This window comes from Brucella pseudogrignonensis, assembly GCF_002252525.1.
Taxonomy (GTDB): domain Bacteria; phylum Pseudomonadota; class Alphaproteobacteria; order Rhizobiales; family Rhizobiaceae; genus Brucella; species Brucella pseudogrignonensis.
This window is the reverse complement of sequence record NZ_NNRM01000049.1, coordinates 37,934-53,270: the sequence shown is the minus strand read 5'-3', so window position 1 is coordinate 53,270 and position 15,337 is coordinate 37,934. Positions and strand designations below refer to the sequence as shown.

Below are 15,337 nucleotides of genomic sequence, written 5' to 3'. Positions count from 1 at the left end.
GTTATCATTTGCAAGTCGCACTTCAAACTAGAACCCACCCGGACTGCAAAGGTTGATTGCATAACGTATGTTATGGAACGAACAAAAGAATGAAAAGCCAGCATCTTGTTGCGATGAAACATTTCTGGCCGCCCCAATATGATGCGGTGATGGTCACTCAAACCAAGTTCAAATGGCTTTCCTTTGCGTGTTTTCCACAACTCGAAAACTCTGGTGAAAATTTAAGCGAATCGGATGTCGTAGCCTGCATAAAAATGCTGGCAGCAGCTTATAAAAGTGCCGCAAAATATGGAGTTTTCTTGATTTTTCTTCCTCTGAGTTTGCATTCAAAAGCGCTTTAAAATCGCCACTGCGTACCAGTTTTTTGCCTTCTAAATTAGCTGCAGCGTAGTCAATCTGGTAACTAATTCAGTATCTTGAGAACTTCTCTTGCAAGAACCAATCTTATCCATAAGATGCACGCCATTTCAAAAATTACCTAGGAGGGGTTCATCGTGTTTCGCAAAACTCTACTGACAAGCGTGTGTCTTCTGACACTGATGGGAGCGGCATCGGCTGAGGTCGTTCTTAATCGCGGCAATGACACTGATCCGGCAACGCTTGATCATCATCGCACGTCCACCGTGTCTGAAGGCAACGTCCTTCGCGATTTGTATGATGGCTTGACCATCCAGAACGCGAATGGTGAAGCCGTACCGGGTGTGGCGAAGTCATGGGATATTTCGGAAGACGGTTTGGTCTACACTTTCCATCTGCGCGATAACGCGAAATGGTCGAATGGTGATCCGGTAACTGCTGGTGATTTCAGCTTCGCTTTTCACCGTCTGATGGACCCTAAGACAGCTGCCGGCTATGCGAGCATGTTGTTTGTCATCAAGAACGCGGAAGACGTTGCTAGTGGTAAAAAGCCTGTCGATGAGCTGGGTGTTGAAGCTGTAGACGATCACACGCTGAAGGTGACGCTCAACTCCCCTGCTCCTTATTTCCTTGAACTTCTGACGCACCAGACCGGCTTCCCGCTGCATAAGAAGAGCGTTGAAGAAAATGGCGACAAGTTCACGACACCTGGGAAAATGGTGACGAACGGCGCTTACGAACTGGTCAGCTTCACGCCGAACGACAAAATCGTCATGAAGAAGAACCCGAACTACTATGAAGCCGATCAGGTCAAGATCGATACCATCAACTGGATTCCATTCGAAGACCGTGCCAGCTGCATGCGACGTTTCGAGGCCAAGGAAGTTCAGGTCTGCTCGGACGTTCCAGCCGAACAGATGGATTATGTGAAGAAGAACCTCGCCAACGAATTCCGTATGGCACCTTATCTCGGCGTTTATTATCTGCCGGTCAAAGGCAAGACTGCTGACAGCAAGCTGAAAGATCCGCGCGTTCGTCAGGCTCTTTCCATGGCGATCGACCGTGATTTCATTGCCGATCAGGTCTGGCAGGGCACCATGCTCCCAGGTTATTCGCTGGTTCCTCCAGGTATCAACCACTACGTCAAGGATGCGCCTAAGCTCGACTATTCCGACGACATGTTGGATCGTGAAGACAAGGCCAAGGAGCTGTTGAAGGAAGCAGGCGTTGAGCCAAACACGCTTTCGATTGAGCTGCTCTACAACACATCTGAAAACAACAAGAACACGATGGCAGCAATTGCCGATCAGCTTGGCAATATCGGTGTGAAGGCAACGCTCAACGAAACCGAAGGCGCTACCTACTTCAACTTCCTGCGTGAAGACGGTCCGTTCGATATCGCACGCGCTGGCTGGATCGGCGATTACAACGATCCGCAGAACTTCCTCTACATTGCCCAGAGCGATGTCAGCTTCAATTATTCCAAGGTTAAAAACCCGGAATATGATGCGAAGATGGCTGAAGCAGCGAAGATTCTTGATCTGGATGCCCGCGCCAAGGTTCTGGCTGAAGCCGAGCAGCTCAAGCTCGATGACATGAGCAATATTCCTATTCTTTATTATTCCTCGCGCGCTCTTGTGTCTGACAAGATCGATGGCTGGAACGACAACCTTATGGACAGCCACAAAACCCGCTGGCTATCGTTCAAACAATAAATTTTCAGTTCGGGCTGCGCCTTTCGGCGCGGCCCCTTTTTCTTTCGACCTGGGAGGGTCGGAGGGTCCCTCTTTTCATGGGACATATATTTTTTAAGACTTATGGGAGTTTCACGATGGTTCGCGAAATTTTATTGGCAGGCGTTTGCCTGATTTCGCTTGGCAGCGCCGCGTCTGCTGCAATTGTGCTTAACCGTGGCAATGATATGGATCCTTCAACGCTGGATCAGCAGCTCACCACTACAGTTCAGGAAGACCGCGTTTTAAAAGATCTTTATGAGGGGCTGGTGGCGCAGGATAGCCACGGCAGAGCAGTTCCCGGTGCGGCGACATCATGGGAAATTTCGCCCGATGGCCTCACCTATACTTTTCACATGCGCGACAATGCAAAATGGTCGAATGGCGATCCTGTAACGGCAGGCGATTTCGAGTTTTCATTTCGCCGCCTGATGGACCCTAAGACGGCTGCGGGCTACGCCAGTGTCTTTTATTCAATCAAAAACTCCGAGCAGATCGCGACGGGTCATATGTATGTCGATCAGCTTGGCGTGAAGGCACTGGACGACAAAACGCTCCAGATCACGCTCAACGCCCCTACTCCATATTTCATTGAATTATTGACCCATAACACCGGATTTCCGGTCAATCCGAAAGCCGTAAAGGAATTCGGGTCAAAGTTTAGCCAGCCAGGCCATATGGTCAGCAATGGCGCTTATGAGCTTGTCAGTTTCAATCCGAACGACAAGATCGTTATGAAGAAAAATCCCTATTATTGGGATGCGGAGCATGTACAGATTGATCAGGTAAACTGGATACCGTTTCAGGACCGCTCCAGCTGTATGCGCCGGTTTGAGGCGAAAGAAGTTGATATCTGCTCTGATGTTGCCGCCGAGCAGATGGACTATGTGAAACAGAACCTCGGTAAATGGTTTCATCAGGCGCCGCTGCTGGGCATTTATTACATCGACATCAAAGGTGAGCCTTCCAGCAAGTTGCGCGACCCTCGTGTCAGACAAGCCATTGGAATGACGATTGATCGTGATTTTCTGGCACAGGAAGTCTGGCGCGGTACAATGCTCCCTGCCAGCTCGATGGTGCCTCCCGGCATCAATAATTACGTTAAAGACGGACCGCAGCTAAGCTACGCCAAAGAAGACATTCTTGATCGCGAAGACAAGGCAAAAAAGCTGTTGGCAGATGCCGGTGTCACACCTGGTAGTCTGTCGATAGTGCTGAGATATAGCACATCGGAAAATCACAAGAACACGATGGCGGCGATTGCAGACATGCTCAAGGATATTGGTATCAATGCCACGCTCGACGAAGTCGATGGCACGACCTATTTCAATTATCTTGAGCAGAAAGGCATGTTCGATATCGCACGCGATGGCTGGGTTGGGGATTACAATGATCCGAACTCGTTTCTGTCACTCTTCACGAGCGACAGCTACTTCAACTACGCGCAATGGTCGAACAAGGACTATGACGCGCTGATGATGAAATCAGCCATCACAGCAGATTTGGGTGAACGGGCGAAAATCCTCACCAATGCAGAGAAGATTTTGCTTCAAGACGGGGCTTCTATTCCTCTGCTCTACTATTCATCTACCGCATTGGTTGCCGACAAGGTCAAAGGCTACGACGACAACCTGATGAATTCGCACGCCACACACTGGCTGTCGATAAAAGGCTAAACAAAAAACAGGAACGCCCTTAGTGGGATTTGCCGGGTCGCTTTTTGAGCGTTCCGGCAAAGAAGGGAAATAAAAATGCTGGGCTACACGCTCCGACGATTGGGTAGTGCAATACCAACTATCTTTATCATCGTCACACTGACTTTCTTCCTTATCCGGCTTGCGCCGGGTGGTCCTTTCGACCTTGAGCGCCCGATTGATCCGCTGATCCTCGAAAACCTCAAGAAAGCCTACAATATGGATGCGCCGCTTTGGCAGCAGTATCTGATTTATCTGGGCAATCTGTTGCGCGGTGATCTTGGCCCAAGCTTCACGCGCCGCGACTTCACCGTCAATGACTTGTTCGCTTCCGGCCTTCCGGTTTCGATCATGCTTGGTGCGCTGGCCCTTAGTCTGGCTGCGATTATCGGAACATTTCTCGGTACAATCGCGGCACTGAAACAGAATTCTCCGATTGATTATTTCGTTGTAGCACTCGCCACTTTTGGCATTACCACACCGAATTTTGTTGTTGCTCCTCTTTTGAGCCTTCTTTTCGGCGTCATCCTCGGATGGGTGCCGGCGGGTGGCTGGTCTTCGGCCAATATCCTTTACTGGATATTGCCAGTGCTGACTTTGGCGCTGCCGCAGGTTGGCGTTATTGCGCGCCTCGTGCGCGGCGCAACCATTGAAGCCTTGCGCGCCAATCACGTTCGGACAGCTCGCGCTTACGGCCTGCCCGCGCGCGTGGTCGTTGGCGTTCATGCTCTGCGTGCTGCCATGTTGCCGGCGGTTTCCTATCTGGGGCCGACAGCTGCTGCTCTCCTTACTGGCTCGGTTGTCGTTGAAACGATCTTTGGTATCCCCGGCATCGGCCGTTACTTCGTGCAAGGCGCGCTGAGCCGCGATTATACGATGGTGATGGGAACCGTTGTCGTCATTTCCGTTTTTGTCGTGGTGTTCAATCTCATCGTCGACCTTCTTTATGCATGGCTTGATCCGAGGGTTCGCTATGACTGATTTTACTGCAGCCGTTGAAACGGAAAAGCTTGGTTCAGTACAAAGCCGTTCACTCTGGCAGGACGCATGGCTGCGCCTGCGCAAGAACAAGGCAGCTGTAACAAGTGCTATCGTGCTGATCGTGCTTGCACTTGTCGGTATCTTCGGGCCGATGCTTAGCCCGCATCCCTATGACAAGATCTATCCGCAGTTTGTCCGCGTGGCCCCAAGTCTGGAAGCCTATCCGCGCGCTGACACGATCATGCCGGGACTGGAACGTGAATTGGCTCGTGCTCGCCTCACAGCATCAGCTGAACCAGAACTGACCGGAAGCAATGTGGTCATCGACTTCACTACGCAACGCCCGACCGATGAGCGCGTTCTTCGCTACTTCCAGCGCTCGGACCTGTTCAGTAATCCTAAGATCGAACTTGCTGCTGATGGTTTGAGTGGCAAGCTGACATTGAATGTCGCGCGCAACTATTTTGTGCTCGGTACAGATAATCTTGGCCGCGATCTGATGACCCGCATCTTCATCGGTGTGCGCATGTCGCTGGCAATCGGCCTGCTGGCTTCAGCCATGGCTCTGGTACTTGGCGTTGGCTATGGTGCTATTTCGGGCTATCTCGGTGGCCGTGCCGACAACATCATGATGCGACTTGTTGATATTCTTTATTCCCTGCCCTTCATCTTTTTCGTCATATTGATGCTCGTCTTCTTCGGGAGGTCGATCTTCATCATCTTCATTGCCATTGGTGCAACCGAATGGCTGGATATGGCGCGCATCGTGCGTGGACAAACATTGAGCCTCAAACGGCAGGAATTTGTGCAGGCGGCAGAAGCGCTCGGCGCAACCCGTCGCGGCGTCATCACCCGCCATATTATCCCGAATGCATTGGGGCCGGTTATTGTCTTTGTGACGCTTCTGGTGCCAAAGGCTATTCTGCTTGAAAGCCTGCTTTCGTTCCTTGGCCTGGGCGTGCAGGATCCCCTCACCTCGCTCGGCCTCCTCATCTCGGAAGGCGCTCAGAACATGCGCGGCGCAAGCTGGCAATTGATCTGGCCTGCCGCAACCCTCACCATCATCCTGTTTGCGCTGAACTTCCTTGGCGACGGCCTGCGCGACAGTCTTGACCCGAAGGATCGCTGAGATGACAAAAGAAAATATTCTGAGCGTTCGCGATCTTCGCGTCACTTTCGACACGCATGACGGTCCCGTTGATGCTGTGCGCGGCATCAATCTCGATGTCAAAGCTGGTGAAACAATCGCAATCGTAGGTGAGTCCGGTTCTGGCAAAAGCCAGACCACCATGGCGATGATGGGATTGCTGGCGCAAAACGGTAAAGCCACCGGACAGGCGCTTTATCGCGGTCAGGATCTTATCGGCATGTCCGATAAGGCGCTGAACAAAATCCGTGGTGCTAAGATCACCATGATCTTTCAGGAGCCGATGACATCGCTTGATCCACTTTATCGGATTGGCGATCAGCTGGCAGAACCCCTGCGCTATCACCGCGGATTGAGCAAGAAGCAGGCACGGCCACGTATTCTGGAACTGCTGAAGCTGGTCGGCATTCCTGAACCGGAACGCCGTATCGATAGCTACCCTTACGAGCTTTCAGGTGGTCAGCGCCAGCGCGTGATGATCGCCATGGCGCTGGCTAATGAGCCGGATATTCTCATTGCCGATGAGCCGACAACCGCGCTCGATGTCACCATTCAGGCGCAAATTCTCGACCTGCTGGCTGATCTTCAGCAGCGGCTGGGGATGGCGGTTGTGTTCATTACCCATGATCTTGGTATCGTGCGTCGTTTTGCCGACCGCGTCTATGTGATGCGTTCAGGTGAAGTGGTGGAAACCAACGAGACGGAAAAGCTTTTTACCGAACCAGAGCATCCCTATACGAAGATGCTGCTTGATGCTGAACCGGAAGGAGAAAAGCTGTCTCCGCCTGCAGAAGCGCCGGTCCTTATCCGTGCTGATAATGTGAAGGTGAACTTCCTTATCAATAAGCCCTGGCTTGGTGCCGCTACCTACATGACGGCGGTAAATGATGTTTCTCTGACCTTGAAGGAAGGCCAGACAATCGGGATTGTCGGTGAATCCGGTTCAGGCAAATCGACGCTTGGCCGCGCGATCCTGCGCCTTCTTCCGTCAGAAGGTCGGATTGCTTATCTGGGCAAAGAGTTACCGACGGAATCGCAGGCCATGCGGCCCAAGCGCCGTGAGCTTCAGCTGGTGTTTCAGGATCCGTTCGGATCGCTTAGCCCGCGTATGACCGTCGGCCGGATCATCACCGAAGGTCTGCTTATCCATGAACCGAACCTTTCGGCAAAGGAACGGGATCGTCGCGCGCAGGAAGCGCTTCGAGAAGTCGGCATGGACCCGGCAATGCGTAATCGCTACCCGCACGAGTTTTCAGGCGGCCAGCGTCAGCGTATAGCCATCGCACGCACAATGATCCTGAAACCAAAGGTGATCGTGCTTGATGAGCCGACCAGTGCGCTGGATCGTTCCGTACAAAAGCAGATTGTTACGCTCTTGCGTGATCTGCAGAAGGAACACGGGCTTTCCTATCTCTTCATCAGTCACGACATGGCGGTGGTACGTGCCGTGTCCGACTATGTGATTGTTATGAAGAACGGAAAGATCGTCGAGCAAGGCGATACAGAACAGGTTTTCGATAACCCCTATGAGGATTATACGAAGGCTCTCATGGCCGCAGCGCTGAGCGAAGAGCGGTTTGGTACAAACGACTAAATTAAATAAAAACGGGGCGTTGGCCCCGTTTTCTTATAAAGTGATATAAATCTAAAATACCAAAGACCGATGGGCCGAAACGCCAGCCGAAACACCATCCGCAACGGACCATGCAACACTATGTGCGCCCCTTGATATGTCGCCGGCGGCATAGATACCCTGAATGCTTGTCGCTTTCATCTCATCAGTTTTGATGGCTTTTCCAAGCGGCATGTCTTCCAATGTGCAGCCGAGTTGCTCAGCGAGCGGGCTGTTCAGGCGGTTGGATGGTCCAATGAATAATGCGTCAGCTTGCAACAGGCGACCGTCAGCAAGTTCGATCTCGGAGATGGATGTTCCCTCACCTCTTATGCCTGCGACTGGTTTTGCTTCAATCGTGACGCCACGCTTTTCGAGTTCTGCCAAAGTTGCAGCATCAGGCTCTTCACCGCCATTCAGATAGAATGTGGTAGGTCCCCATTCGGAGATAAGCATGGCTTGATGAGACGACATCGGCGAAAGGTTCAACACGCCGAGTTTTTTGCCGCTGAACTCGTAGCCATGGCAATAGGGGCAATGAATAACCGATTTGCCCCAGCGTTCAGCCAACCCCGGTAAATCTGGCAAAACGTCAGAAATGCCGAAGGCAAAGATCAGTCTGCGCCCACTGACGACTTCGCCTGTATCCAGTTCAATCGAGAAGTCATCAATCTGCCCGGTTCCGTTTACAGCTTTACCCTCCGTTACTCTTACAGTCGGATAGGCTTTAACCTGCTCTTTTGCCGTTTCGAGCATTGCTACCGGGCTGCTTCCATCCTGAGCGAAGAAACCATGTGAATGTTCGGCAAAGCGGTTGCGTGGCTTGCCTGCATCGATCACGCGAACCGAGCGTCTGCCGCGCGCCACATAGGTTGCCGCCGAAAGTCCGGCAAAGCTGCCACCGATAATAATCACATCATGATGCGTCATGGGCTGTCTCCAAGTCGAAAGTTGCGCCGCGTTCAATCGCGCGCTGATGAAAATCCGCGCTCAACATGGCGAGTGTCACTTCGCCAAAACGTTTCAATAAAAGCTCTTCTGCATCGCTGAACGCCTTGTTGAGCGATGCGTTGACGGCCTGCTCGACGAGGCAACCCGGCATTTCCGTGCGATTGCTCATTGCAAGCAGCGACGGTTTGCCGATGGCGTTGTAAATGTCATGCAGCGTGACTTTGCTAAGATCGCAAGCGATCTCCCATCCGCCGCCATGACCTTTTTCGGAGCGCACATAGCCCTGCTCTCGCAGACCACTCATGACGCGACGCACGACAACGGGATTGGTGCCCATCGCTTTTGCGAGGACTTCGGAGGTCACGGGCTTTTTATACTCAGCCATGTGAAGGAGGACGTGGAGGACGCCCGAAAGTTTGCTACCTTTTTTCATGTAACTTTATATGTTACGAGTCTTCGACTTTGTCAAGAGAGGCGATAATACGAAAGCAATTTTCGGGAAGTTCTTGTGCGGCTTTGTGTTAGAATGACCTTATGATTGATCTGTTTTCCCAGCTTGAAACTCGAGAAAAGCTTGCCGACGGCGCCGTTCTTTTGCGGGGATTTGCGCTCGCAAACGAAGCCGAAATTCTCAACGCCATGCAAGATGTTGAGAATGATGCACCTTTTCGGAATATGACGACGCCAGGCGGATTTCGCATGTCAGTCGCTATGACCAATTGCGGGTCTTTTGGCTGGGTGACGGACCGGAAGGGCTATCGTTACAGCGCCGTTGATCCTGAAACGGAAAAGCCGTGGCCTTCAATGCCGGGGGCATTTCGCGATCTTGCAGAGAGTGCTGCGGACGAAGCCGGTTATCCTGATTTCTTACCGGATGCCTGTCTCATCAATCGGTATGAACCCGGCGCAAAAATGTCTTTGCATCAGGATAAGGACGAGAAGGATTTCAAAAATCCGATTGTTTCTGTGTCGCTGGGACTACCCGCGACATTTCAATTCGGCGGATTGCAGCGCAGTGACCCGGTACGCAAATTCGTGCTGCACCACGGCGATGTGGTCGTTTGGGGTGGACCATCCCGACTCTTCTATCATGGCATTCTGCCATTGAAGGATGGAGAGTATCCGCAACTTGGTCGAATTCGCTATAATCTTACATTCAGAAAAGCTAAATAACTTCAATTAGATGTGTGGATTCTTTAACTCGCCGCATTCATTGGAACGCGCATTTTTTCCGCTACATAATTTAGAGCGCATCCCGAAAAGGGTGAAATGGTTTTCGGGATGCGCGTTAAAACGAATATTCAGATCGAACGCGCTCTAGTTGAACGCACCGCCGTCGCTTTTGCTTTCAGGGCGTTCTTTCGCAACCTTCTCGCGATAGCCGCTGGCGCGATAAGCCGCAATCGGCTCGATTGCTCCGCCGGTACGACGACGCGCTTCTGCCAGAATTGGCTCGACGTCGGTACGATAAGCGCGCTTCAACGTATCGGATGCCATCAGGGCATCGTTTTCCTGCTGATAGGTTTCCAGCGCTTCCCGATCCACCAACAAAGCCTGCGCATAAGCGCGGCGGATTTCATTGGCAGACGAAATCAGGCTTTCAATCGGGTCGGTCACATTATGCGACTGATCGATCATATGTTCAGGATGGAAATCCTTTACACCGCGATAATCTGCATCGACCAGCTCGTTGAAAACGAGGAACAGACGGTATGGATCAATCGATCCCGCATCGAGATCGTCGTCGCCATATTTGCTGTCATTGAAATGGAAGCCACCGAGCTTTCCGAACTGGATCAACCGCGCCACGATCATTTCAATGTTGGTGTTTGGTGCATGGTGGCCAAGATCGACCAGACATTGTGCCTTTGGACCAAGCGTTGAGGCTATAAGGTAATTCGTGCCCCAATCCTGAACGACTGTCGAATAGAAGGCTGGCTCATACATTTTGTGTTCAGAGAACAGCCGCCAGTCCTCCGGAAGCGCCTTATAGATTTCACCCATCGAATGCAGATAACGCTCGAATGCACGGGTGAAATTCTGCTGGCCGGGGAAGTTTGAACCATCGCTGAGCCAGACGGTCAGAGCTTTGGAACCAATGGCATTTCCGATCTCGATGCACTCAATATTATGTTCAACAGCCTGAGCACGCACGGCCGGATCGACATGGGTAAGCGAGCCATATTTATAAGAATACTGCTGATCAGCCGAATCCGAGAACGTGTTGGAATTCATCGCGTCAAAACCAAGGCCGAGTGCTTCCGCATGGGCTTTCAGTTTTTTCGGATCAGCCTTGTCCCACGGAATGTGCAGCGAAACATTCGGCGTTGCGCGTGAAAGTTCGTTGATGACCGAGCAGTCGTCGAGTTTGTCGAAAATCCCGCACGGCTCACCGCGACCGGGGAAACGGCCAAAGCGTGTACCGCCCGTTCCTGTCCCCCAAGAGGGTACAGCGACAAAATATTTTGCAACTTTCTCAGTGATTTTTTCAATTTCAATGCCGCGGCGAGCAAGTTGTTCGCCAAGAGCCTGATAGTCGCTCTTTTGTGCATTCTCAAAGCCGGAATTGTGCTCAGCGATGAAATTGGCTGCAATACGTTGTTCGGACATGGTTCCTCCCAGAATGTCCTCAATTTCTTGGATAAAAGGCAGGAAGGCAAGATTGCCTCACCTGCCTTCTGAGTAATTAGCGCGGGAAACTCTGCTGGTTTCCGGCGTCAACATTGATGATGTTTCCGGTGGACTTGGCAGATGCATCGCTTGAAAGGAAGTAGATCGCTTCAGCAATATCTTCCGGGAGTACATTGAGCTTGAGCAGCGAGCGCTTGCGATAATGTTCTTCCAGTTCCGTCACATCAATCTTCGATGACGCTGCACGCTGTTCGCGCCATTCGCCGTCCCAGATTTTCGAACCGCGCAGCACAGCATCCGGGTTGACCACGTTCACACGAATGCCAGCTTCGGCACCTTCAAGGGCGAGACAACGCGCCAGATGGATTTCCGCAGCCTTTGCCGTGCAATAGGCGGATGCGCCCGGCGAAGCGGCGAGCCCATTCTTGGAAGCAACGAAGACCACGTTTCCGCCAAGTTTTTGACGCCGGAAAAGCCGGAATGCCTCACGAGAAACAAGAAAATATCCTGTAGCAAGTATGTCGATATTTCGGTTCCACATCGAAAGCTCGGTATTTTCGACCGAAGCAGACGATGCAATACCAGCATTTGAAACCAGTATATCTATGCCGCCAAGTTCAACACTTGCCTCTGTGAAAGCATTGATGACGGCACCCTCATTGGTGACGTTCAGCTCGACGCTGCGAACCTGATCGGAGCCAAAACGCTTGGCGAGATTGGCGTGAGCGGTTTTGAGCGATTCTGCGTCGATATCTGCCAGAACCACGCAAGCGCCCTCACCTGCCAGACGTTCAGCGGTGGCATAGCCGATACCACCTGCACCGCCGGTAATCAACGCAATGCGCCCGGCTAGGCTTTTTGGCTTCGGCATACGCTGGAGTTTGGCTTCTTCAAGCAGCCAATATTCAATATCGAAGGCTTCCTGTTCGGGCAGCCCCTGATATTCAGATACGGATGATGCTCCGCGCATGACATTGATCGCATTGACGTAGAACTCGCCGGCAATACGCGCTGTCGCCTTGTCGCGTGCGAAAGACAACATGCCGACACCGGGGATCAGGAAAATGACCGGGTTGGGATCGCGCATTTTCGGTGAATTGTCGTGCTTGCAGCTCTCATAATAGCGCGTGTAATCAGCGCGATAGGCTTCGAGTGAAGCTTCAAGGCCAGCCACGACACCATCAACATCCGGTTTAGCGGGATCGAAATCGACCACAAGCGGGCGAATTTTCGTGCGCAGGAAGTGATCCGGGCAAGATGTGCCAAGGCGTGCGAGTGGCTCTAGTTCTTTTGAATTTACGAATTGCAGAACCGCATCCTGATCATCGAAATGGCCAAGCTTGCGCTCTTCCTTTCCGATCAACCCGCGTATCTCTGGCATGAGACGCGCAGCAATTGCACGGCGTTCCGAAACATCCAGGCTTTGGGTCACGGAACCGCCAAAAGCGGCCTTGCCTTCACCCTTCTTATCAAGCCATTCTATAGCCTTGTTAATAATGGCAAGCGTCAGTTCATAGCAGTCCTTAGCATCATTGGCCCAAGTAAAAAGACCATGACTTTCAAGGACTACGCCCTTTGCATTCGGATTTGACTTCACAAAGGATTCGAGGTCGAGACCAAGCTGGAAGCCCGGACGACGCCATGGCAGCCAGCCAATTTCATCACCAAAAATCTCGGCAGTCAGCTCGCGTGAGTTCTTTGATGCGGCAATTGCGATGATCGCATCAGGATGCATGTGATCAACATGGGTGAATGGTACAAAACCATGCAACGGCGTATCGATGGAAGCGGCACGAGGATTGAGATTGAATGTGCAGTGCGGAAGAAAGCCGACCATACGGTCTTCGTCTTCAACGCCCTTATAGATGCCTTTCAGCGCGTCGAGCTTGTCCTGATAAAGCGTAGCAAAGCCGTCGAGCTTAATGGTGCCAACATCGCCGCCCGAGCCCTTCACCCAGAGCACTGGAACCTGTTCGCCGGTCAGCGGATCGATTTCCTGTACTTTTGCCGATGTATTCCCGCCACCATAATTGGTGATGCGCTTATCGGAACCGAGCAGGTTTGAACGATAAAGCAGCTTGCCTGGCTCATCCAACGTTGCCGCTTTGGCGTCATCCCAGCGATTATCCAAGAGCCTGCTTTGGGCCACCATTTCATCCTCCCGTTTTATGGTGAAGACCGGAATGCGTGCTTTCTTTTTCACGCACAAACGATCATGTTGGGAAAAGATATGGCGTATTGTGCAAATTATTGTCAATCAAAAACGATCATAAATAATCATATATGTTATTTTTGTGCGCTGTGATGATTGTTTATGATTGACACTGCCCGCATTTGTGTTCGATACAAGAAAAAGGAGGAACCATGCACGAAAGAGAGCGCCACCGTATTATCCTGAGTGCCGTTCAGGAAAAGCCGGTGATCACCATTCAGGATCTGGTGGAATTGACGGAGGCGTCGGAAGCGACCCTTCGGCGCGACATTGCATCGCTTCACATGCAGGGCCGTATCAAGCGGGTTCGCGGCGGCGCGGAGGCTATCCATCCCCCGCAGTTCGGCAGCCTTGCAGGCCGACCTTTCAAGGTTTCGGAATCGGAAAACACGGATTGCAAGCGCGCGATTGCTCGCGAAGCTGTTTCGCTTTGTGAAGAAGGTGACAGCATCATCATTAACGGTGGTTCTACGACTTTTCAGATGGTGCATTATCTCGCAGCGCGTCGTCTGCAGGTGTTGACCAATTCCTTTGCCATCGCTGAACATCTTTTGCGCCAGTCGAAAAGCACGGTCATTGTGCCGGGAGGCGCGATCTATCGTGATCAGAGCCTTATTCTGTCACCATTCGATAATGATGTGATCCGTAACTTCTACGGACGCCGCATGTTCATGGGCTGTCAGGGTGTCAGCCCTCTCGGCGTGATGGAAGCTGACGCCCTGATTATCCAGAGCGAGCAGAAACTCATGGGCCAGGCGGACGAAATTGTCCTGATGGTCGATTCATCGAAATTCACACGTCGCTCAAGCCTTATCCTCTGCCCTCTTGATCGGGTCAGCACGCTGATCACCGATGAAGGCATTTCGGATGATGCGCGGCGAATGGTGGAGAATGCGGGCATCAAGCTCATCGTAGCGCAGGTCTCTGCAAATGCTGGCAAGGGTGACGAACGGGGGGAAGCCACAGAAGTTGCCTAAGCTGTAACCAAACATATGAATGTTCTTAATCGGGAGGAATGGGACATGAAACTTTTCACGAAACTGGCATTGAGCACAGCGCTGGCGGTTGCTTTCATGGCGAATGCCGCACAGGCTGCCGACATGAAGATCGCACTTGTTGCGAAATCGTTGGGCAATGGCTTTTTTGAAGCGGCCAATAAGGGCGCACAGGAAGCTGCCAAGGAACTGGGTGGCGTTGAAGTCATCTACACCGGACCAACGACAACGACTGCCGAAGGTCAGATTGAAGTCATCAATTCGCTGATTGCGCAAGGCGTGGATGCAATTGCAATTTCGGCAAACGATCCGGATGCGGTTGTTCCAGCACTCAAGAAGGCTGCGCAGCGCGGTATCAAGGTTATCTCGTGGGATTCCGGTGTCGCGCCTGAAGGCCGCATCGTCCATCTCAATCCATCATCGAACGATCTGATCGGCAAAATGTGCCTCACGCTCGCAGCGCATCATTTGCCAGATGGCAAGGGTGATTTCGCGATCCTTTCGGCAACGACCACCTCGACCAACCAGAATATCTGGATTGACGAGATGAAGAAGCAGCTCAAGGATTTTCCGGGCCTTAATCTCGTCACCACCGTTTACGGTGATGACCTTGCCGACAAGAGCTACCGTGAAGCGCAGGGCCTCCTCACCTCAAATCCTGATGTGAAGGTGATTGTCGCTCCAACTACGGTTGGCGTGCTTGCTGCCTCGCAGGCTGTCAAAGATGCAGGCAAAATCGGCGATGTTTATGTAACCGGCCTTGGCCTGCCGTCTGAAATGGCAGGCGCCATCAAGTCGGGTGCAACCAAGGAATTCGCGATCTGGAACCCGATCGATCTGGGTTATTCTGCAACGCAGATTGCCTATCATCTCGTAAAGGGTGATGCAGACGGCAAGCCGGGCTCGGAAATCGAAGCCGGTCGCATGGGCAAAATCAAGATTGGCGAAAACGGCGAAGCCGCGATGAGCGATCCATTTGTCTATGACGCATCGAACATCGACGAATTCTCCAAGGTCTTTTAAT

At 52.0% G+C, this 15,337-nt stretch carries 13 protein-coding genes; 9 read left to right on the top strand and 4 right to left on the bottom strand.

Features of this window, described 5'->3' with window-relative positions:
- The first annotated feature begins 89 nt into the window (after positions 1-89).
- The 6 genes from CEV34_RS24550 (at position 90) to CEV34_RS24525 (ending at position 7,506) form a co-directional block, all read left to right on the top strand.
- Positions 90-341 (top strand): hypothetical protein, encoded by a 252-nt coding sequence (locus CEV34_RS24550; protein ID WP_007879112.1) that lies wholly within the window; start codon positions 90-92, stop codon positions 339-341.
- 153 nt (positions 342-494) lie between these two features.
- Positions 495-2,072: a peptide ABC transporter substrate-binding protein gene (locus tag CEV34_RS24545; RefSeq protein WP_007879114.1), complete on the top strand. Its 1,578-nt coding sequence runs from the start codon at positions 495-497 to the stop codon at positions 2,070-2,072.
- Positions 2,073-2,188: 116 nt separating this feature from the next.
- Complete coding sequence (locus CEV34_RS24540) at positions 2,189-3,766, top strand: peptide ABC transporter substrate-binding protein (protein WP_007879115.1); 1,578 nt, start codon at positions 2,189-2,191, stop codon at positions 3,764-3,766.
- Between the two features lie 75 nt (positions 3,767-3,841).
- Positions 3,842-4,765 carry an ABC transporter permease gene (locus CEV34_RS24535; RefSeq protein ID WP_007879123.1) on the top strand — a complete coding sequence of 308 codons (924 nt, stop codon included), beginning with the start codon at positions 3,842-3,844 and terminating at the stop codon, positions 4,763-4,765.
- Complete coding sequence (locus CEV34_RS24530; protein WP_007879124.1) at positions 4,758-5,894, top strand: ABC transporter permease; 1,137 nt, start codon at positions 4,758-4,760, stop codon at positions 5,892-5,894. Before CEV34_RS24535 ends, CEV34_RS24530 begins: the two co-directional genes overlap by 8 nt.
- A gap of 1 nt (position 5,895) precedes the next feature.
- Positions 5,896-7,506, top strand: a complete 1,611-nt coding sequence (locus tag CEV34_RS24525; RefSeq protein ID WP_094544730.1) for an ABC transporter ATP-binding protein — start codon at positions 5,896-5,898, stop codon at positions 7,504-7,506.
- Between the two features lie 51 nt (positions 7,507-7,557).
- Here CEV34_RS24525 and CEV34_RS24520 read toward each other — a convergent pair whose 3' ends face one another.
- Positions 7,558-8,454: an NAD(P)/FAD-dependent oxidoreductase gene (locus CEV34_RS24520; protein ID WP_007879127.1), complete on the bottom strand. Its 897-nt coding sequence runs from the start codon at positions 8,452-8,454 to the stop codon at positions 7,558-7,560.
- On the bottom strand, positions 8,441-8,908 hold the full coding sequence (locus CEV34_RS24515) for an Rrf2 family transcriptional regulator (RefSeq protein ID WP_007879128.1): 468 nt from the start codon (positions 8,906-8,908) through the stop codon (positions 8,441-8,443). The genes CEV34_RS24520 and CEV34_RS24515 overlap by 14 nt, the downstream gene beginning before the upstream one ends.
- Positions 8,909-9,009: 101 nt before the next feature.
- On the opposite strand from CEV34_RS24515, the gene alkB reads away from it, so the two are divergent.
- A complete protein-coding gene (alkB, locus tag CEV34_RS24510; protein WP_007879129.1) occupies positions 9,010-9,648 on the top strand; it encodes a DNA oxidative demethylase AlkB in 639 nt (212 codons plus the stop codon).
- 144 nt (positions 9,649-9,792) lie between these two features.
- On the opposite strand, the gene rhaI is transcribed toward alkB, so the two are convergent.
- Together rhaI and CEV34_RS24500 are read right to left on the bottom strand one after the other, a co-directional pair.
- The gene (gene rhaI, locus CEV34_RS24505; RefSeq protein ID WP_007879130.1) at positions 9,793-11,085 is read right to left on the bottom strand and encodes an L-rhamnose catabolism isomerase; all 1,293 of its coding nucleotides are present in this window, start codon (positions 11,083-11,085) and stop codon (positions 9,793-9,795) included.
- A 76-nt stretch (positions 11,086-11,161) separates the two neighbouring features.
- Positions 11,162-13,258 carry a bifunctional rhamnulose-1-phosphate aldolase/short-chain dehydrogenase gene (locus CEV34_RS24500; RefSeq protein ID WP_007879132.1) on the bottom strand — a complete coding sequence of 699 codons (2,097 nt, stop codon included), beginning with the start codon at positions 13,256-13,258 and terminating at the stop codon, positions 11,162-11,164.
- Positions 13,259-13,470: 212 nt separating this feature from the next.
- Here CEV34_RS24500 and CEV34_RS24495 point away from each other — a divergent pair, with 212 nt between their 5' ends.
- Positions 13,471-14,295, top strand: coding sequence for a DeoR/GlpR family DNA-binding transcription regulator (locus tag CEV34_RS24495; RefSeq protein WP_007879133.1), 825 nt, complete (start codon positions 13,471-13,473; stop codon positions 14,293-14,295).
- 45 nt (positions 14,296-14,340) lie between these two features.
- Positions 14,341-15,336, top strand: coding sequence for a rhamnose ABC transporter substrate-binding protein (rhaS, locus tag CEV34_RS24490; RefSeq protein ID WP_007879134.1), 996 nt, complete (start codon positions 14,341-14,343; stop codon positions 15,334-15,336).
- Position 15,337 lies beyond the last annotated feature (1 nt).